This is a genomic window from Streptococcus sp. 2579 (assembly GCF_013277195.1).
GTDB lineage: Bacteria > Bacillota > Bacilli > Lactobacillales > Streptococcaceae > Streptococcus.
In genome coordinates, this window is record NZ_VMMM01000004.1 from 51,542 (window position 1) to 70,914 (window position 19,373).

Annotated in this window: 19 protein-coding genes and 1 pseudogene; 5 read left to right on the forward strand and 15 right to left on the reverse strand. The window is 39.7% G+C overall.

Annotated features, from left to right (window positions below; genetic code table 11):
- Positions 1 to 12 precede the first annotated feature (12 nt).
- From cbpE to HT725_RS02425, 5 genes and pseudogenes are all read right to left on the reverse strand, one after another.
- Positions 13 to 1,896, reverse strand: coding sequence for a phosphorylcholine esterase CbpE (cbpE, locus tag HT725_RS02405; protein ID WP_173252993.1), 1,884 nt, complete (start codon positions 1,894 to 1,896; stop codon positions 13 to 15).
- A 5-nt stretch (positions 1,897 to 1,901) separates the two neighbouring features.
- Positions 1,902 to 2,969 (reverse strand): annotated as a pseudogene (locus tag HT725_RS02410) (MBL fold metallo-hydrolase); the annotation flags it as partial.
- Positions 2,970 to 3,078: 109 nt separating this feature from the next.
- The gene (locus HT725_RS02415) at positions 3,079 to 3,966 is read right to left on the reverse strand and encodes an RluA family pseudouridine synthase (RefSeq protein ID WP_112443593.1); all 888 of its coding nucleotides are present in this window, start codon (positions 3,964 to 3,966) and stop codon (positions 3,079 to 3,081) included.
- Positions 3,956 to 4,417 (reverse strand): signal peptidase II, encoded by a 462-nt coding sequence (gene lspA / locus HT725_RS02420; protein WP_112443592.1) that lies wholly within the window; start codon positions 4,415 to 4,417, stop codon positions 3,956 to 3,958. Before lspA ends, HT725_RS02415 begins: the two co-directional genes overlap by 11 nt.
- Positions 4,414 to 5,322 (reverse strand): LysR family transcriptional regulator, encoded by a 909-nt coding sequence (locus tag HT725_RS02425; RefSeq protein ID WP_112443591.1) that lies wholly within the window; start codon positions 5,320 to 5,322, stop codon positions 4,414 to 4,416. Before HT725_RS02425 ends, lspA begins: the two co-directional genes overlap by 4 nt.
- Between HT725_RS02425 and HT725_RS02430 the strand changes: the two genes are divergently transcribed.
- Entirely contained in the window at positions 5,315 to 5,557 is a 243-nt protein-coding gene (locus HT725_RS02430) for an AraC family transcriptional regulator (RefSeq protein WP_055348074.1), read from the forward strand. The two genes, HT725_RS02425 and HT725_RS02430, sit on opposite strands and share 8 nt — an antisense overlap.
- Here HT725_RS02430 and HT725_RS02435 read toward each other — a convergent pair.
- Both HT725_RS02435 and HT725_RS02440 read right to left on the reverse strand, forming a co-directional pair.
- Positions 5,546 to 6,217: a CPBP family intramembrane glutamic endopeptidase gene (locus tag HT725_RS02435; protein ID WP_112443590.1), complete on the reverse strand. Its 672-nt coding sequence runs from the start codon at positions 6,215 to 6,217 to the stop codon at positions 5,546 to 5,548. The genes HT725_RS02430 and HT725_RS02435 overlap by 12 nt on opposite strands.
- A gap of 41 nt (positions 6,218 to 6,258) precedes the next feature.
- Positions 6,259 to 6,480 carry an SP_0924 family bacteriocin-like peptide gene (locus HT725_RS02440; RefSeq protein ID WP_173218238.1) on the reverse strand — a complete coding sequence of 74 codons (222 nt, stop codon included), beginning with the start codon at positions 6,478 to 6,480 and terminating at the stop codon, positions 6,259 to 6,261.
- 270 nt (positions 6,481 to 6,750) lie between these two features.
- On the opposite strand from HT725_RS02440, the gene HT725_RS02445 reads away from it, so the two are divergent.
- The 3 genes from HT725_RS02445 to HT725_RS02455 all read left to right on the forward strand — a co-directional run bounded on the left by HT725_RS02445 (position 6,751) and on the right by HT725_RS02455 (position 9,373).
- Positions 6,751 to 7,560: a Cof-type HAD-IIB family hydrolase gene (locus HT725_RS02445; protein WP_173252994.1), complete on the forward strand. Its 810-nt coding sequence runs from the start codon at positions 6,751 to 6,753 to the stop codon at positions 7,558 to 7,560.
- Between the two features lie 141 nt (positions 7,561 to 7,701).
- On the forward strand, positions 7,702 to 8,610 hold the full coding sequence (locus tag HT725_RS02450) for an ATP-binding cassette domain-containing protein (RefSeq protein WP_173252995.1): 909 nt from the start codon (positions 7,702 to 7,704) through the stop codon (positions 8,608 to 8,610).
- Positions 8,611 to 8,620: 10 nt separating this feature from the next.
- Positions 8,621 to 9,373 carry an ABC transporter permease gene (locus HT725_RS02455; RefSeq protein ID WP_173252996.1) on the forward strand — a complete coding sequence of 251 codons (753 nt, stop codon included), beginning with the start codon at positions 8,621 to 8,623 and terminating at the stop codon, positions 9,371 to 9,373.
- A 40-nt stretch (positions 9,374 to 9,413) separates the two neighbouring features.
- Here HT725_RS02455 and HT725_RS02460 read toward each other — a convergent pair whose 3' ends face one another.
- From HT725_RS02460 to HT725_RS02495, 8 genes are all read right to left on the reverse strand, one after another.
- Positions 9,414 to 10,292, reverse strand: a complete 879-nt coding sequence (locus HT725_RS02460; protein WP_173218230.1) for a HAMP domain-containing sensor histidine kinase — start codon at positions 10,290 to 10,292, stop codon at positions 9,414 to 9,416.
- Entirely contained in the window at positions 10,289 to 10,990 is a 702-nt protein-coding gene (locus HT725_RS02465) for a response regulator transcription factor (protein ID WP_173218228.1), read from the reverse strand. Before HT725_RS02465 ends, HT725_RS02460 begins: the two co-directional genes overlap by 4 nt.
- 189 nt (positions 10,991 to 11,179) lie before the next feature.
- Complete coding sequence (aguB, locus tag HT725_RS02470; protein WP_173218226.1) at positions 11,180 to 12,055, reverse strand: N-carbamoylputrescine amidase; 876 nt, start codon at positions 12,053 to 12,055, stop codon at positions 11,180 to 11,182.
- A 9-nt stretch (positions 12,056 to 12,064) separates the two neighbouring features.
- Entirely contained in the window at positions 12,065 to 13,150 is a 1,086-nt protein-coding gene (gene aguA, locus HT725_RS02475) for an agmatine deiminase (RefSeq protein WP_173218224.1), read from the reverse strand.
- Positions 13,147 to 14,274: a carboxynorspermidine decarboxylase gene (gene nspC, locus HT725_RS02480; protein ID WP_173218222.1), complete on the reverse strand. Its 1,128-nt coding sequence runs from the start codon at positions 14,272 to 14,274 to the stop codon at positions 13,147 to 13,149. Before nspC ends, aguA begins: the two co-directional genes overlap by 4 nt.
- Complete coding sequence (locus HT725_RS02485; protein WP_173218220.1) at positions 14,274 to 15,533, reverse strand: saccharopine dehydrogenase family protein; 1,260 nt, start codon at positions 15,531 to 15,533, stop codon at positions 14,274 to 14,276. The genes nspC and HT725_RS02485 overlap by 1 nt, the downstream gene beginning before the upstream one ends.
- The gene (gene speE, locus HT725_RS02490; protein ID WP_000366729.1) at positions 15,530 to 16,390 is read right to left on the reverse strand and encodes a polyamine aminopropyltransferase; all 861 of its coding nucleotides are present in this window, start codon (positions 16,388 to 16,390) and stop codon (positions 15,530 to 15,532) included. Before speE ends, HT725_RS02485 begins: the two co-directional genes overlap by 4 nt.
- On the reverse strand, positions 16,391 to 17,851 hold the full coding sequence (locus HT725_RS02495; protein ID WP_173218218.1) for an aminotransferase class I/II-fold pyridoxal phosphate-dependent enzyme: 1,461 nt from the start codon (positions 17,849 to 17,851) through the stop codon (positions 16,391 to 16,393). It lies immediately after the preceding gene.
- A 697-nt stretch (positions 17,852 to 18,548) separates the two neighbouring features.
- Between HT725_RS02495 and HT725_RS02500 the strand changes: the two genes are divergently transcribed.
- The gene (locus tag HT725_RS02500; RefSeq protein WP_000005260.1) at positions 18,549 to 19,244 is read left to right on the forward strand and encodes a VIT family protein; all 696 of its coding nucleotides are present in this window, start codon (positions 18,549 to 18,551) and stop codon (positions 19,242 to 19,244) included.
- Positions 19,245 to 19,373 lie beyond the last annotated feature (129 nt).

Below are 19,373 nucleotides of genomic sequence, written 5' to 3' on the forward strand. Positions count from 1 at the left end.
CCTTCTTTTTTACTACTGTTCTGATTCCGATTTGTTTGTACTCGTCTCAGAGCTTTTTGAAGTTGATGAAGTAAAATCTTGCCTAGTTGATGAACTTGCAACACTTTCATGTTGACTCGTTTCTTGATTTTCAAGATCCTTTTTCACTACTTCTTTAGATTCTTTTATTTCTGAATTACTTGTAGTTTTAATTGTAGCAGATTTCTCTACCGGAACATCCACTAACCAGGCACCACTTGAATCAACAGTATAGCCTTCTGGTGTCTTACCGTTCACAAGCAATTGACCATTTTCTTTCAAGAAGTACCATTTATCCTTGTCCTTGATCCAACCCACAGCTCGTGAACCGTCTTCCTTATAGAAATACCAATCGTTTGCCTTTTTAAGCCAGCCTTGCTTCATAGCTCCTGATTCTTCTAGATAGTAATGTTGACCTGCAACTTCTATTTCACCTGTCTTCATAATACCAGTAGAATTCATATAGTACCAAGTTTCTTTATCTTTTACCCAGCCCGTTTTCATTTCTCCTGATTGAGCAAAGTAATACCATTGCCCCTTATATTGAAGCCAACCTGTTTGCAGCGAACCATCCTTGGATAAATAATAATTCTGACCTCCAGTATTTACCCAACCAATTTCCATCTGATTTTCTTTGTTGAAATAATACCAGATTCCATCAATTTTCTTCCAATTTTTAGAAGAAGCACCAGAGTCTGTCAAATAGAACCAATGATTGTTCCATTTTTTCCATTGATTCTGTAACAAGATACCCGTTTGGTTAAAGTAATACCATTCACCTTCGATTTCATTCCAACCGACAGCATACTCTCCTGTAGAATCAGGTGCTTGATACCACCAATTCCTATACGCACTCTTATGCCAACCAGCTTGAAAACTTGGAATCGGCTTGTAGGAAGTTGAAATGTTTACTAAACCGTCTTTTCGAATATCAAAAACTGTTGCATCATAGTCTTTGCTGGCTGCGTTGATCCTCTCAATTCCTCGTTCTTTGAGCCAATTAACATACTCACTATCAACACCATTTTTCCAAGGTAGACTATCCGAAGTTTGAACAATCAAACTCGGACTCAAATTTTTAATGAAATCCTTGGTATTTGATTTGTTTGTATCATGGTGATGATTAAACTTCATCAAATCAACTTTTCCAATAAGAGGTCCATACTTATCTTCCGCTCCATGCACATTATCTAAGTCGCCCCCAAGGTAAATTTTCTTGCCATTGACTTTCACTACACTAATCAGGGAATTGGAATTGTCATCCCAAATTTTCTTTAATTCACCTGATGAATCAGTTTCATTTTCATAGTTATAGAGTTGAATATCCATGTCCCCAAACTGAAAATGAGCATCTTCCTGTGTGATGTTTTGAATAACTGAAACACCTTTTTCTGAAGCAGTCTGTAAAACCTTATCATAACCGTACAGATTATCCCATAGACGTTCAGAATTAGTAATACGATTATCACTATATTTCTTAAGATAGACTCGGTCAACTGGATAGGTTTGCAGTAATTCATCAACATTTCCAATATGATCACTGTGGGTATGGGTCACCAAAATAAAATCAAGTTTTTGAACACCCAATTCCTTCAAACGACGAAAGACACGGTCTGTTAGAACATGCTTATAAGACGTTTCAATTCCTTCTCTCCATGGATAGCGAGAATCACTTCCATCTGGGAAATCATAATCTTCTCCTGTATCCACCATGGCAAAATGTCCATTGCTTTCAAGAATAATCGCATCACTGCCACCTTCATGAACATTGATAAAGTGGATTTTATTTCCTGAACTTTCTTGAGCTTGAACATTTCCATACCATGACAAGCCTAAAAAAGCGCCTGCAAGTGCTAAACTAATCAATTTCTTTTTCATTATTGCTCTATTAGAATTCCTTTTTGATTAAAATAATATCTTTTTCCATCAATTTCGTTCCAACCGATAGAATAATTTCCTGTAGAATCTGGTGCTTGGTACCACCAATCGCCATTAGATTTCTGATGCCATCCCGAAACAAACGATGGTATTTTTTTATATTGTTTACTTATATCAACTATGCCATTTTGTCTAATATCAAAAACAGTTGCATCATATTCTGTACTAGCTGCATTTATTCGCTTTATCCCTAAACTATCTAACCATGCTATATATTCAGGGTTGTCTACAATAGGACTATCATAAAAACCTGGAACAGCATCACTTGTCTGCACTATGATTTCTGGAGATAGATTTAATATAAAGTTTTTTGTATTTGATTTTTCGGTATCCTTATGATGATTAAACTTCATCAAATCAACTTTTCCAATAAGAGGACCATACTTGTCTTCTGCTCCATGAACATTATCTAAGTCGCCCCCAAGGTAAATTTTCTTGCCATTGACTTTGACTACACTAATCAAGGAATTGGAATTATCGTCCCAAACAGGTTTAAGATTTCCATTCTCATCATATTCATTTTCATAATTATAGAGCTGAATATCCATGTCTCCCATTGTAAAACGGGATTCTTCATTTGAAATATCTTGAATCAATTTCACCCCATTACGATTTGCAGCTTTAATCGCATTATCATATCCGTAGAGATTATCCCACAAACGATTTTTATCAGTTATACGACTATCATCATATCTTTTCATATAAATACGATCAACAGGGTATTTATCTAATATTTCATCCATATTTCCAATATGGTCACTGTGGGTATGGGTTACCAAAATAAAATCAAGTTTTCGGGCACCCAATTCCTTCAAATGACGGAATACTCTATCGGTCATTACATGCTTATAAGAAGTACCGATTCCTGGTCTCAAAGGATATTTAGGATTACTACCATCAGGAAAATCATAATCTTCTCCTACATCAATCATGGCAAAATGACCATTACTTTCCAAAATAATAGCATCACTTCCTGCAGTCAGTACATTAACAAAATGTATTTTATTACTGGAAAAGCCAAAATATTTTTCTAGCGTTAACCCGTTATATATATATATATATATATTATGATTAAGATTGCAGTTACCATAATTATACCGGACTTCTTTTTACACTTCATTCTTACTTCCTCAATCTCTCCAATGTTTCCTTAAAAATATCTGGGATATCTGCTGTAAATTCCATGGTCTCACCTGTTCTCGGATGAGTAAATCCTAGCGTCTTGGCATGGAGAAATTGGCCATGTCCTTTTAAAGTCTTACGAGGACCATAGACTTCATCACCAGCGACTGGATGACCAATATAAGCCATGTGAACACGGATTTGATGGGTACGCCCTGTCTCCAGCTGCAACTCCACCAAGCTGTAATCACCAAAGCGTTCCAAAACGTGGAAACGAGTCACTGCAGGCTTCCCTTTAGCCGTCACAGCCTGTTTCTTACGGTCTTTTTCACTACGGCCAATCGGAGCTTCAATCACACCACGATCATTAGGCAGATTTCCATGAACAATCGCCCAATATTTGCGAAGAGACTTTTTATCCTTGAGTTCTTGAGCAAGTCCTAGATGCGCCTCATCATTTTTAGCAATCATAAGAAGGCCTGACGTATCCTTATCAATACGGTGAACGATTCCCGGACGCAGAACCCCATTGATACCCGACAAGTCCTTAATATGATACATGAGGGCATTTACTAGGGTCCCACTGGTATGACCAGCACTCGGATGCACAACCATCCCCTGAGGTTTGTTAACGACAGATACATCCTCATCTTGGTAGACTATTTCTAGCGGAATATCCTCAGCCACATACTCTAATACCTCTGGTTCTGGCACATGGTAAGTGACGACATCGCCCTCTTGGACTGTGTATTTAGCTTTCTTGACTTGGCCATTGACCAAGACCTGCCCTGATTTAATTTGTTCATTCGCAAGACTGCGTGATAATTCTGTCAAATCCGACAAAGCCTTATCTAAACGCAGGCCGCTAGTTTCAATTTTAATTTCCATTTATTTCCTCTTTTAGCATTGCAATCAATAAAATAATCACTCCAACAGTCAGATAGCTATCTGCCACATTGAAAATTGCAAAATTGATAAAGTCCACATGAAACATATCCACAACAAAGCCCTGACTAATTCTGTCAATAAAGTTTCCAAGACCACCTGCAATAATCAAGGTCAAACCCAAGACCATCCAGAGTGAGTCCTCCATGTGTTTATGTAGATACCAGATGGCACCTACCATAACGACAAGTGTAATGATAGCAAATAAGAACTGCTGATCTTGTAGAATAGAAAAGGCAGCACCTCTATTTTGCAGGTAGGTCAAGCTAACGAAATTGGGAATCCAAGAGCGCACTTCACCTAGGGGAATCTGCTGGACGATATAGGATTTAATCAACTGATCCAGCGCAATCAAAAGCAGTACAATAACTGCCACTATTCCTCTTTTTTTCATGATTTCCTCTTCTGATTAAAATATTCTTGCATGACTTCTACGAAAAGAGTTCCAGCTTGACTAAGCTCCACTTCTTCACGTTTAACATAGACCATGCGATTATCTAGGTTATCCTTGAGACGAATAACTGTGATGCCATTCACACTGTCACTATCTAAAAAACCAGAACCTGTTGCATAAGCGTCCGTCCGCTCCAAAATACCATTCAAGGTAGCACGGTCTGTCACATTAAACATCTGTGAGCTCGCACTGGTATCAACAAAGTTCTCTGAATAATAAAGGTACTCGTCTTTCTCTTGAGTGAAACGAACCGTTGGTAGATCTGCTAAATCCTCCATGACCAATTCTTCTTTCTGAGCCAAAGGATGCCCCTCACGGAGATAAATATGGGTATAAAAGGGAATCAATTCAATGACCTCAAGACCTAGCTTTTCAACCCGCTGCATAATCCCCTTTTTATTTTGATTGTTGAGGTAGATAATCCCAATCTCACTATGCCCTTGAGCTACTTCATCTAAGATTTGAACAGTAGTTGATTCAAAAATACGGAAGTTCTTATAATCAGGATAGCGCTCTGAAAAGGCTGTAATAGTTGGTGGCAAGAAGTCATAGTGCTGACTGGCAATGGAAAATTCATCCTTTTCTTCCTCAGGATTGGCATACTGATTTTGAAAAATATCAAATCCTTTAACTAATTCTTGCGCTTTTTCATAGAATTCCATACCACGACGGGTCAAGAAAGTCCCTGAACTGGTCCGACGGAAAATCTTAAAGCCCAACTCTTTTTCCAAATCACGAACAGAAATAGACAGACTCGGCTGGCTGACATACATCTTTTCAGCAGCTTCACGGAAAGTACCGCTATTCGCGATGGCAACAACATAGCGTAATTGTTGAATATTCATCTTCTACCCCCAACTTCTTTATCTTTTCATTATACCATATTTTAGAAGTTTTCCAAAAAGGAAAAAAGAACATCCTATTCTTCTTAACCTTCTTAACTATCTTCACTATCTGCATTTCTCAAGCCAATCTTATTTTCAAAATCAATTCAAAAAAATAACTGGATACACACCACTCCAATATCGAAAAGAAAATGCCGGAAAGTTCCGACATTGTTTTAGTAAGCTAACTTCCTGAAAATAGGAGTAACCACACATTCCAGAAAGCAGTGATATTTATGAGAATATGAACTAGTATTGGATAGTAGAGATTTTTTGTCATGCGATACAATAGAGCCAAAATAAGCCCTCCGCTAGCATAAATGAAAAAAGCAAGAGGAGTTAAAGCGAAATTGATATGAATATAACCGAAAATAATAGCAGAAAGCAAGACATCTCCGTACCAAGGTGAGTTTTTGAAAAAGGTTGTCATAAGCACACCGCGATAAATCAATTCCTCAGCAATAGGGCCGATGAAGCAAGCTATGAGCAAGAAATAGGGTAATTCCTGTCTCCCCATCATTTCTATCGTTTCATTCAAAGAGATTTGATTTGAAGTCGAGGGTATGAAATAAGACAAGAAGAAGTCCGACATATACGACATGATGTAGGCCAGTAAAAGGTAGATAAAGTACCTCAGCTGCCACTTGAAATGAAAAGTCTTCTTTCCTGCAAAAACTAGTAGATAGATGACTGCTGACAAAAGAACACCACTTTCCAGCAAAAGTAGAATCTGAAAAAACTCACGACTTGCTGGTAGATAAGGCTTTGCGAGATGATTGAAAAGCCTCCAAAACCAAGTTGAGTTGTAAAAAATTAAGGACAATGCTAGTAAAATCTGAATAATCCGTTTTTTCATATTAAATCCTCTGTTTTCTCCATATTCCTAATAAATTTTACTTAAAATCTCACAGGACTTCCTTTGCAAAGATGATTGCCTCCTCCAATATATCCTAAATCATAGGTTCCTCTGGGACAAAATCCATGAACCGGCATAGTTAATACCGGCTCTATTTGCCAAGGAAAATAACCATTAGGTTCTTTTCCATAGGGATCTGCTCCACCTTGTATCAGCTCTAATTCTTCATTTGTTAGATTTATATTTTTTGTCATTAAAATCATGATATATTTCCTCCGTTATTGTTTAGATTAGTTGAGTAATCTGATACTCATACCTACTTACAAAAAAACTATTTTAAGCTAGTTTTTTTATGCTTGTCTAGTTGCAACATTGACAATTTTAGTATAGCATATCTTGGCCAAATATCCTCTTCAAATCATGAATTGTTATCAAAACATCCTAAACTGTAAAATCAATTAGCCCCAAGCTTTCTATCAATTTCTTCTCCAAAATATGCTATAATAATACCAAAAGATAAAGAAGGAAGTCTTATGATTAAACTACTAGCCTTGGATATGGACGGAACCCTCCTCAATGAAGCCAAGGAAATCCCACAAGCTCATATTACTGCTATTCACCAAGCTATTGAAAAAGGTGTCAAACTGGTTCTCTGTACAGGTCGCCCGCTTTTTGGTGTCCTCCCCTACTATCAAAAACTGGGGCTTGATCTCCAGAATGAGTATGTGATTGTTAACAACGGTTGTTCAACTCACCAGACAAGTGATTGGGGGCTAGTCGACTGGCAAGAACTCAGTCCAGCTGACATCGAATACCTCTATGAGCTTGCTGAAAAAAGTGAGGTTCAGTTGACACTTTTTGACGAGACTCATTATTTTGTCCTCGGTGGCAAGCCTAATGAAATTGTTCAAAATGATGCTAAACTAGTCTTTTCAGACCTGACTGAAATTTCTCTTGAGGAAGCGACTAGTGGCAAGTACCGGATGTTCCAAGGGATGTTTTTGGGCACCAGAGAGCAAACAGACGATTTTGAAGAGCGTTTTGCTGGGGAACTCTGTCAACGATTTAGTGGAGTTCGTTCACAGCCTGTTATTTATGAAGCCATGCCACTTGGTACGACAAAGGCTACTGCTCTTTCTCGACTAGCAGATATTTTGAAGATTGATTCCTCAGAGATTATGGCTATGGGCGATGCTAATAACGATATCGAAATGCTCCAGTTTGCAGGGCTTGGTATTGCTATGGGAAATGCCAGCGATTATGTCAAATCTCTTGCGGATGCTGTTACAGCCAGCAACGAAGAAGACGGCGTTGCGCGTGCCATTGAGAAATATATTTTATAGTAAAGAAGCCCAGTTCATATCAACTGGGTTTTGATATTTAAGAATTCCTAAAACTTTAGAAACTCTTTAGAAATCCTTGAGCTTTCTTTGATTTCTATGCTTTATACTAAAGTTAACAAAATAAATCAAAAGGAGAGAATCATGAAAACAGTACTTGATATTCATGGATTGTCCAAAAACTTTGACAAACAAGCTATTCTTCAGAATCTTCATTTAACGATAAGAGAGGGAGATATTTATGGACTTATTGGAAAGAACGGAGCTGGGAAAACCACCTTGATAAAAATCATTACGCAACTACTGTTTGCGGATAAAGGGACTGTTTCCCTCTTCTCTAGCCAAACGGAAAATGAGTGGACCAAGGCTCTATCTCGAGTAGGTTCTGTTATCGAATCGCCTGTAGCTCATAATCACTTAACAGCCTATCAAAATCTGAAATATTACTGTATGATTCGTCATATTCCAAATGCTGATCAAGTCATTCGAGAAACGCTGGACTATGTAGGTTTGTCAGATACAGGTAAGAAAGTCTTTCGTGATTTCTCGCTAGGAATGAAACAAAGACTTGGTATCGCCATTGCCCTTCTATCCAAACCAGACTTCCTGATCTTAGATGAACCTATCAACGGTCTTGACCCAATCGGTATCAAAGAATTTCGACTAATGATTCAACGGCTCAATCAAGAAAAAGGGATAACCATTCTCATCTCTAGCCATATCTTGTCAGAACTCTACCTCGTAGCTAATCGTTTTGGTATTTTAGATCAAGGCAAGATTATCCGTGAAATCAGCAAGGCTGAATTTGAAACACTAAGTGAGGATTATATTGTGCTTAAGACAGCCGACCAAGAGAAAGCTTGTCAAGTATTGAAAGAACAAATCCAGCTCCAGTTCAAGGTTGTCAATCCTGAGAATGAAATCCACATCTTTGGTCAGGAACAAGATGTCAAACAGATTCTCAAGGAATTAACTTTGGCAGATGTTGACATTGACGAGATTTACTATGCCCGTCAAAACCTAGAAGAATACTTCACTCAATTGGTCGAATAGGAGGAAAATCATGATACATACCATTCAAGCAGACTTTTACCGTCTTTTCCGTTCCAAAGGATTCTGGATTACAGAGTTCATTCTCTTTGCTCTCATGCTAATGGGTGCAAGTATAGGAGCTACGGGTCATCTGATGGCAATCCAGGCAGAAGAATCAGAAATTCCAACCCAAGGTTGGAATGGTGTACAAGCCCTGATCAACGCATCTAGTCAAGGTTCAAACCTCGTTTTTCTCTGCATCATCCTAGCCTGCCTCGTTCTCGGAGTTGATTTAATCGGAAAGCTCTATAAAAATAGTTTGACAGTAGGTGTTTCTCGTACAGAGTTTTTCCTTGCTAAAGCCTTTGTAGTGGCTTGTATTGCACTTTTGCAACTTATCATCAGTCTTGTGATTGCCTTTGTTCCAGCAACTATCTTAAATGGATTTGGAACTATGCCTGATGGCTTTATCGGAAATCTACTGATAACCATTTTCCTTCAATTATTTTGCCTCCTTGCTTGGCTTTCCATTGTTTCCTTTATTCTCTATGTTAGCCATTCTTATCTTGCAGTATTTATTGGTTATTTTGTCAGCTCGATCTTACTTTCTATGCCAATGCTCATTTTTCCAAGTATCAAAATTTTGCCATATTTATCATTGCAATTTACTTATGCTATGACTGCTAATAGTGAGTCAATTCTCTACACATTTATAGGTAGCTTAGCTGTTATTGTAATCTTTAATATAAGTGGATTGATAGTTTTCAAAAAGAAAAGTCTATAAAAAAAGACCTCCTCTAGCCTACAGAGGAGGTTCCTTTTCGTTAAAAGTAAATACAAACCGATAACCACTGTCCATCTGTGCTTAGTTTCATCTCTGCACCGAGAAGATGACATAATTCCTCAGTGATATAAAGGCCTAAACCAGAGGATTCTTCCGTATCAGATAGATTTTCAGAATAAAAACGGTTGCTGAGATTTTCTATTTTTTTGATGGGCTGTTTGACAAGGTTTGCAATCTCTAAGACAAGCTGTCCCTTTTCCTTTCTCAAAGATAGACGCGCTTCTTCCTTGCCATGTTTGAGGACATTTCCAAGCAGATTTTGTAAAATTCGATCCAGCAAGTCTTCATCAGTTCTCATTTTTAAATCATCTTCAACCTTAAAATCAAGCGTGATATTCGCCGCTTGAAAAACATCATAATAAGCCAGAGTCTTTTTGGTGATAAAAGTTGAAAAATCCACTTCTTCCAGTTTCGGTTTGACAGCCCCTTCCATCAAACGACGATATTCTAGGAGTGCCTCCAAACGTTTGGAAACTAAATCAAGATGATTGGCAATTTTTTGTAGGGTTTCTGCTTGGTTTTCAGGAGACTTTATCAATTGTTGCGTGTAGCCTGAAGCGATAGTCAAAGGCGTCCGAATATCATGGGCGATATTGCTGATGGCCATATCCAGAGTCTGTTTTTCCCTTTTCATAACCAATCGAGATTGTTCCACTTCCTGAAATAGATTATCAATCTGCTGGTAGAGATGTAAAAAATGTTTGGAAAAAATGCTGACTCCGACTCTTTTCATACTACCTGTGAGAATCTTGTCTTCAATCTGTTGACTCAAGTTTTTAAGTGCTAGATGGTAGCGAATCAATGCAATCGATAAAATAATTAGGAGTACTAGTAGGACAAAAATTATCATGTAGGTCATTGCTTGTCTCCTTTTAATCTTACCCCAACGCCCCAGATGGTTTCAATATATTCTTGATTTGGGTCAAGCTGGTTTAATTTTTTACGAAGATTACTCAAATGCGTATTGAGGGTATTATCTCCAGGTAGGTAGCTCTCCTCCCAGACCAATTCATACAGTTCTTCCTTGGTGAAAATTTTCTTAGGATGTTTAAGGAGAGTTTGGAGAATCAAGCATTCTTTCTTGGCAAGGCGAATCGTTTCCTGGTTATTTTTGATTTCAAAACTTTCTGCATCAAACTGGATATTTTTCAAGTTTTGTGGCAGATTTTCAGTTTTTACTATTTCCACAGGCTGTTTTTCTGCACTTTGGCGTAACTGAACAGTAACTCTAGCAAAGACTTCATCCAAATCAAAAGGTTTCACTATGTAATCATTGGCACCATCTAAGAGATATTGACTGATTAGCTTCTTATCGCTCAAAGCCGTTAGCATAATGACTGGAGTTTGACTTTGTTCCCTGATGGCTTTTAAAACCTGATCCCCATTTTTCCCAGGAAGCATGATATCTAGCAAAACGAGCTCAATCCCACCTTGGTCAAAACGCATGATTCCTTCTGTACCGGAAAAGGCTTGAATTACCTCATGCTCCTCAGTAAGAAGTGTTCGCAAAATCTCTTGAATGTCACTATTGTCTTCAATAACCAATATCCTAGCCATAAATACCAACCTTTCTGCAACTATTATAGCATGTTTTATTGATAAAGCTTAAATAGAAAAGCTCCTCGCATTAAAGCGCGAGAAAGCCTTAGAGGGTTAAAATGTAAAATTCACTTGCTAGATGACCTAGTATCTTATAGTTGCTAGTAAAAACGAGTCTAGCATAATAAATCTCTCATTTCTCCCCTACTAGTCCGTAATTCGTCGATACATTTCTGGTCTTCTATCTCGAAACAAGCCCCAGTTTAGGCGTTCGCCTGCTCCCTTGTCAAGATCATAAGTAGCTAACAGAACAGCTTCTCCTTGTCTTTCAGCTCGCTCTAGAATAGCTCCTGTTTCATCCGTCATAAAGGATGAACCGTAGAAGTCAAGACTGGAACTCTGTCCACCATTTTCCTCACTAGGAGTGACTTCCTCCAAACCATAACGATTGGCTGCAATAACTGGGACAATATTTGCTGCTGCGTGTCCTTGCATGGTACGTTGCCAATGACCACAACTGTCCGTATCTAGGATAGGCTCAGAGCCAATAGCAGTTGGATAAAAGAGCAATTCAGCACCATTCAATGCAAGACAACGGGCTGTTTCAGGGAACCATTGATCCCAACAGATACCGATCCCAATCTTAGCATAGCGAGTATCCCAGACCTTGAAACCTGTATTGCCAGGCGTGAAATAGAATTTTTCTTGATAGTAATGGTCATCTGGTATGTGGGTCTTTCGATAAACGCCCAGCACTTCTCCATCTGCATCAATGACGGCAATAGAGTTATACAAGACATTGCCATCTTTTTCATAGAAACTGATTGGTAAAACAACTTTTAGTTCCTTAGCAATCACCTTAAAATGCTGAATGGCTGTATTGTCTGTCACCGACTGGGCATGTTGGTAGTAGTCATACTGACGTTCCTGACAGAAATAGGGACGTTCAAACAATTCGGGTAAAAGGATAATTTGTGCACCTTGTTCTGCAGCCTGACGTACTAAACGCTCCGCTGTTTGAATATTTGTTGCCACATCCTTGGCACATTGCATCTGAATGGCTGCAACTCTTACATTTCTCATCTTTTTCTCCTATTCTGGGATTTGTTGGGTGATACAGTGGATATTGCCACCACCTAAAAGAATATCTCTGGCTGGTATTCCGACAACTTTACGGTCTGGGAAACACTTACTGAGGATATCTAAGGCCACTTGGTCATTGACATCCTCGAACTGTGGAACCAAGACTGCCTTGTTGGCGATATAAAAGTTTACGTAGGAAGCTGCTAGTCGTTCACCTGCGTATCGCTCTTCTTCTCCTTCTTCATAGATGTAGCCTGGCAGATCCTCTTCGGTTACAACTTGATGAAGAGCTGGAATTGGAAGTTTATGAATGGTAAACTTCCGTCCTTTTGCATCTGTCTCTTGCTCTAAGAGTTCGAGATCTGCTTTTGACATGGCATATTGAGGATCACTTTCGTCGTCCGTCCAAGACAAGACAAGTTCTGCAGGACCAACAAAGGCAGCAACATTGTCAACGTGTTCATTGGTTTCATCCTGATAAATACCATAAGGAAGCCAGATAACTTTTTCAGCACCAAGGCTCTCTAATAAGGTACTCTCGATTTCCTCTTTACTTAGATGAGGATTGCGTCCAGGGCTTAGAAGGCAACTTTCAGTCACAAGAATGGTTCCTTGACCATCGCTATGAATGGCTCCGCCTTCAAGGACGAAAGGCTTAGCATCGTAAACAGGCATTTCCAAGGCCTCAGCAAAACGACTGGCTACTTGGTCATCATCTTCATAATCTTGATAAAGACCATCATAGGTGCCACCCCAGGCATTAAAAGCCCAATCGACTGCCAACTTTTCTCTTTTATCATTGACAAGAATAGTTGGACCTGTATCACGCGCCCAGGCATCATTGGTAGGAATGTCTAAATAAACAGCGCTATCTCCAAGGTAGTCTTGGGCTTCAGCTAAGTAGTCTTGGTCCACCAAAAGATAGACTCTTTCTCCTTCTGCTATGGTTTTGATAATCTGACTAAATGCTCTTTTAGCAGCTTTTCCTTGAAAAGGCCATGAACCTGGTCGAGTCGGCCATATCATGAGGGTACCATGATGGGGTTCGTACTCTGCTGGCATGTGATAGCCTAATTTTTTTGGACTGTCCATCATGATAATCTCCCTTTAAAGTCTTGATAACCAAAAGATTTGACTAAGTTGCAGTCTCCCTGTTCGTCCATGAGATAGAGACTTGGCAATCCAATACCATTAAAGGTATTATTTTTGACAAAAGAATAAATAGCCATGTCTTCAAAATAAAGTCTATCACCGATTTGAACTGGATTTTCAAAGCTATAATCACCAATCACATCGCCTGTCAGACAGGTATTAGAAGAAAGTCTATAGGTATGGGCTTTTTCCTGTGCCTCAGAGCCATTTCTCAAAGGTGGACGATAGGGCATCTCAAGTACGTCAGGCATATGGCAGGTCGCGGAGGCGTCTAAAACCAAGATTTCCATACCGTTTTCGACAATATCTAATACCTCAGTTGCTAGATAACCTGCATTGAGCGCAATGGCTTCACCCGGCTCGATATAGATTTCAAGATTGTAAGTTTCTCGGATACGTTTGATTTCAGAAATCAGCAAATCCACATCGTAACCTTCTCTTGTGATGTGGTGTCCGCCCCCCATATTGAGCCACTTTACCTCATGTAAGTACGAACCAAATTGCGCTTCTACTGCTTTCAAAGTTGTTTGTAAATCATCTGCTCCCTGCTCGCAAAGGGTATGAAAATGAAGACCATCCACCAAATCTAGTAAATCACTAGGAATCTTGTCTAGAGTGACTCCAAAACGAGAGCCTGGTGCACAAGGGTCATAGAGCGCGTGATCACCCTGAGTTGAACACTGAGGATTGAGACGTAAACCTACACTGATACCAGCTTTCCGACAACGAGCCCCATGTTTACGCAACTGTCTCTCAGAGTTAAAAACGATATGGTCTGTTATCTCAAGCAATTCCTCCAAGTCTGCATCCTTGAAAGCTGGCGCAAAGACATGGACTTCCCCTTGAAATTCCTCTCTAGCTAGCTTAGCTTCATAGAGTCCACTAGCTGTCGTACCTGATAGATACTGGCTAATCAAGGGATAGGTTTTATAGAGGGAATAGGCCTTCTGGGCAAGCAAAACCTTGCAACCAGCTTCTTCTTGTACATATTGTAGAATGCGGCAGTTTGATTCTAACTTTGCCAAGTCAATGACGTAAGCTGGTGTTGGTACTTGTTCTAGCTTCATTAGTCCACCATTTGTGGATTTTCAACCACAACCCAAGGCAAACCGTACTCATTCAAAGCTTCCATAAATGGATCTGGATCCAATTCTTCAAGGTTATACACTCCAGCTTGTTTCCAAGTACCGTTCATAACCAATTTTGTCCCAATCATGGCTGGAACGCCTGTCGTGTAAGAAATAGCTTGTGAACCAACTTCTGTGTAACATTCCTGATGGTCGCAGACATTGTAGATGTAGATGGTCTTTTCAACGCCATCTTTTACACCTGTAAAGATACATCCAATATTGGTTTTTCCGACTGTACGTGGACCAAGGCTTGCAGGATCTGGAAGTAGCGCTTTTAAAAATTGGATTGGAACAATTTCTTGACCGTTAAAGTTAATGGTATCCGTACGAAGGAGCCCAACATTTTCAAGACATTTCATGTGCGTCAAGTATGATTGACCAAAAGTCATAAAGAAACGAATGCGTTTGACTCCAGGAATGTTTTTGGCCAATGATTCAATTTCTTCATGGTGAAGGAGATACATGTCTTTTTGTCCAACTTGAGGGAAATCGTACTCACGCTTGATAGACATAGCTTCGACTTCAACCCATTTTCCATCTTCCCAGTAAGAACCTGGCGCAGAAACCTCGCGTAGATTGATTTCTGGGTTGAAGTTGGTCGCAAATGGATAACCGTGGTCACCACCATTACAGTCTAAAATGTCGATATAGTGGATTTCATCAAAATAATGTTTGAGAGCATAGGCAGAAAAGACACTAGTCACACCTGGGTCAAAGCCAGATCCAAGCAGAGCAGTCAAACCTGCTTCTTTGAATTTTTCCTGATAAGCCCATTGCCATGAGTAGTCAAAGTAGGCGGTAAAACCAAGTTCTTTGCAACGTTTTTCGTAGATAGCACGCCACTCAGGGTCTTCTGTGTCTTCTGCTTCATAGTTAGCCGTATCGATATAGTGAACACCTGTTTCCAAACAAGCATCCATAATGGTTAAATCTTGATATGGTAAAGCTACGTTCAAAACAGCTTCTGGTTTGTAGCTTTCAATCAGGGCAATCACTTCTTGAACCTTGTCAGCATCAAGAGCAGCTGTCTCAATCTTTGTACTTGTTTTGCCTTCCAATTTAGCTTTCAAGTCATCACATTTTGACTTGGTACGGCTAGCAATCATAATTTCTGTAAAGGTTTTGCTATCTTGACAAATCTTTGAAATAGCAACTTGGGCAACGCCCCCACATCCAATAACTAATAAACGACTCATTTTTTTCCTTCCTCTTCTTCTAAAATGTCCTCAACATACTTGGGTAACATAAAGGCTCCCACGTGTAAGTTTGCAGTGTAGTATTCTGTGAAAAGCTGGCGTTTTTTCCAGCCTTCCTTGTCAAAATCTTTAACAGGGTGGTATTTTTTCGATGCAAATCCAAACAACCAATAACCAGCAGGGCTGGTTGGGATATGGGCCTGATAGACCCGACTGATTGGAAAGGCTTGATTGACCTTGCGGTGCATGCTTCGACAAGCTGACTCATCCTCGTCAAAGAAGGGACTCCCATGCTGGTAAATCATGATGCCGTCTTCTTTCAAGGCTCTGTAACTGTTACCGTAAAATTCCTTGGTAAAGAGCCCTTCCGTATGTCCAAATGGATCTGTCGCATCGTTGATGATAATATCGTAGTCATCTTCGCAGTTTCGCAAAAAGCGTAGCCCATTTTGATAGTAAATGGTAACACGAGGGTCATCAAGTCCCGAAGCAAAGTCTGGGAAATACTCACGACAGACCTCAACCAACATCTCATCTGGTTCCACAATATCGATTTGCTCCAGTTCAGGATAGAGGGTTAATACTTGGGCAACACCACCGTCACCACCCCCAATAACCAAGACTTTCTTGGGATTTGGGTGGACAGCCATGGGAACATGAACGGTCATTTCATTGTAGACAAAATCATCCGCATCTGAGAACAAGACGTGCCCATTTAAAATTAGTATTTTCCCAAAAGCTGGTGTATCCAAGACTTCGATATCCTGCCATTCACTTTTACCAGCGTAGAGTTGCTTGGCTGTTCTCAGGGACAATTTCACATCTGGAGTATGAACTTCAGAAAACCATAAATCCATCTAGTTCTCCTTTCTCTTAATGACGTTGATGTGATTGACCTCTGGATCTTCCGTCCCTTGGAGGGAGCAACCACGTTCCTTGGCAAATTGGATATAGTCGACAATTTCTCGTGTAATGCGTTCTCCAGGAGCCAAGACAGGAATACCTGGAGGATAGCACATGACAAATTCCCCACAGACCTGTCCAACAGATTCGTCTAAAGACAAACTTTTTCTCTCTGAATAGAAGGCTTCCTGAGGAGAAAGGACCAACTCGGGCTGGATATATTCTCCAGCTATCAAGTCCTTCCCATCTCGTGAATAGAGTCTCTTGATATCAGCCAAAGCACCGACCAAGCGCTCGATGTCTTGGATACGGTCACCAATCGAAATATAGGCCAAGATATTGCCAATATCACCAAACTCAATCTGAATGTCGTATTCGTCTCGCAAGAGGTCGTAAACCTCGATACCTGTTAAGCCAATACCCTGAGTGTAAACTGACAACTTGGTCACGTCAAAATCGCAAACGGACACTCCGTCTATTAACTCTTTTGAGTAGGCATAGTAGCCACCTATGGCATTGATTTCACGACGAGCGTACTCGGATAGCTCGATGACCTTCTCAAAAGACTCTTTACCACGAAGGGCTAAATTCCTACGTGAAATATCCAAACTAGCCATCAACAAGTAAGAGGCGGATGTTGACTGGGTCAGATTGATAATCTGACGTACGTACTCGGGATTCATCTGCTCCCCGATTAAAAGAAGCGAACTTTGTGTCAAACTCCCACCAGACTTATGCATAGAAACTGCTGCCATATCAGCACCTGCATCCATAGCAGAAATTGGAAGTTTATCAGTGAAATGCAAATGCGCTCCGTGGGCTTCATCTACTAAAACCATCATGCCAGCTTCATGAGCCATTTCTGTCAAACCCTTTAGGTCTGAACAGATTCCGTAGTAAGTGGGATTGTTAATCAAAATGGCCTTGGCATCTGGATGGTCCTTTATGGCCTGGGCTACTCGGTCATTTTCAAGACCTAAAGCGATACCAATCTTAGGATCTACACTCATCTCGATATAGATGGGAATGGCACCACATAGAACCAGCGCATTGATGGCAGATTTATGGACATTTCGTGGCAGAATAATCTTATCTCCAGCCTTGCAGGTTGACAGAATCATAGTCTGCACCGATGAAGTTGTTCCACCAATCATGAGAAAGGCATGGTTAGCTCCAAAAGCATCCGCCGCTAGCTCCTCTGCATCCCGAATAATCGAAATAGGGTGACCAAGATTATCCAAGGGTTTCATCGAATTGACATCAATGCCAACACATTTTTCACCTAACAGTTCGACAAGTTCTGGATTTCCCCGTCCGCGCTTGTGACCTGGAACATCAAAGGGAACAATCCTTTTCTTGCGTAACTTCACCAAGGCCTCATAAATTGGGGCTTGGTTTTGATCTAACTCTTTCAAGACATACTCCTTTCCATATTTTTAGTACCTTATGAAAACTAAGGAACTAAAGGTTGACTCATGAAAAAAGAGCAGGATTTCACCTGCTCTGCAATCTTCTGACGTTTTTATGTTTGTTTCTGTTGAGTATGTCTGTTCCCGATGTTTCCTAACTCTCTAGTAGCAAATATTACGTACTTTATTGATCGTTTCACAAGATGACGTGTGCTTTCACCACACTAAAAATTTATGAATTAGGACAAGTGTCCTAACATCAACTTATAAAAGTAGGCTTTTAACCCTATCAATAATGTGGTTTTTCAACCACGCTTCGGCATTCAACCCTGCCTGTCCGTAGGCATTTTTTACTCGGGTTTATATTTGCTAGAAAACATCATCTCATTTTCTAAGCTCCATTACTATATCATGTTTTTAAGAACTTGTAAAGCCTTTTACGAAAAAAATATAAAAAAGTTCGCAAAATATTTGGATTTTATTTGATTTAATACTCATTATTCTCTTGTAAACGATTATAAAGTGAACAAAATGTTTATCGTATTTAATTTAAAAATTCTATACTCTTTACCTTCGGTGTTTGATCTATTAGAGAAGATGTCGACATTTTTATATCATTAAAATCGTGCAACTTTTTTCAGATACTTTTAAAAGATTGATTTCATTACCTCTTTCCTTTATACTGGATAAAAAGGAGATTAGTATGTCAGAAACAAATCACGAAATCGATTCAAATTTTGCAGGTCGTTTAAATATCCTGCGTGCTGGTGTTCTTGGTGCCAATGATGGAATTATTTCCATCGCTGGTGTGGTTATCGGGGTTGCCAGTGCTACCAGCAATATCTGGATTATTTTTTTATCAGGTTTTGCAGCTATCTTAGCTGGTGCCTTTTCAATGGCTGGTGGAGAATATGTATCCGTTTCAACTCAAAAAGATACCGAGGAAGCAGCCGTTGCGCGTGAGCAGCTCTTGCTAGACCAAGATATGGAACTAGCCAAAAAATCCCTCTATGCTGCCTATATTCAAAATGGCGAGTGTGAAACATCAGCCCAACTTCTCACCAACAAAGCCTTTTTAAATAATCCACTCAAGGCTTTGGTAGAGGAAAAATATGGGATTGAGTATGAAGAGTTTACCAATCCTTGGCATGCTGCTATCTCTAGCTTTATTTCTTTTTTCCTTGGTAGCTTACCACCAATGCTTTCAATTACCATTTTCCCAAGTGAATACCGCATCCCTGCTACTGTCCTGATTGTCGGTGTAGCCCTTCTTCTCACTGGTTACACTAGTGCCAGACTTGGAAAAGCCCCAACCAAAACGGCTATGATTCGGAACCTTGCTATTGGTCTCTTAACTATGGGAGTTACCTTTCTGCTAGGACAACTTTTCAGCATTTAATACTCTTTGAAAATCTCTTCAAACCACGTCAGCTTCGCCTTGCCGTATATATGTTACTGACTTCGTCAGTTCTATCTGCAACCTCAAAACGGTGTTTTGAGCTGACTTCGTCAGTTCTATCTGCAACCT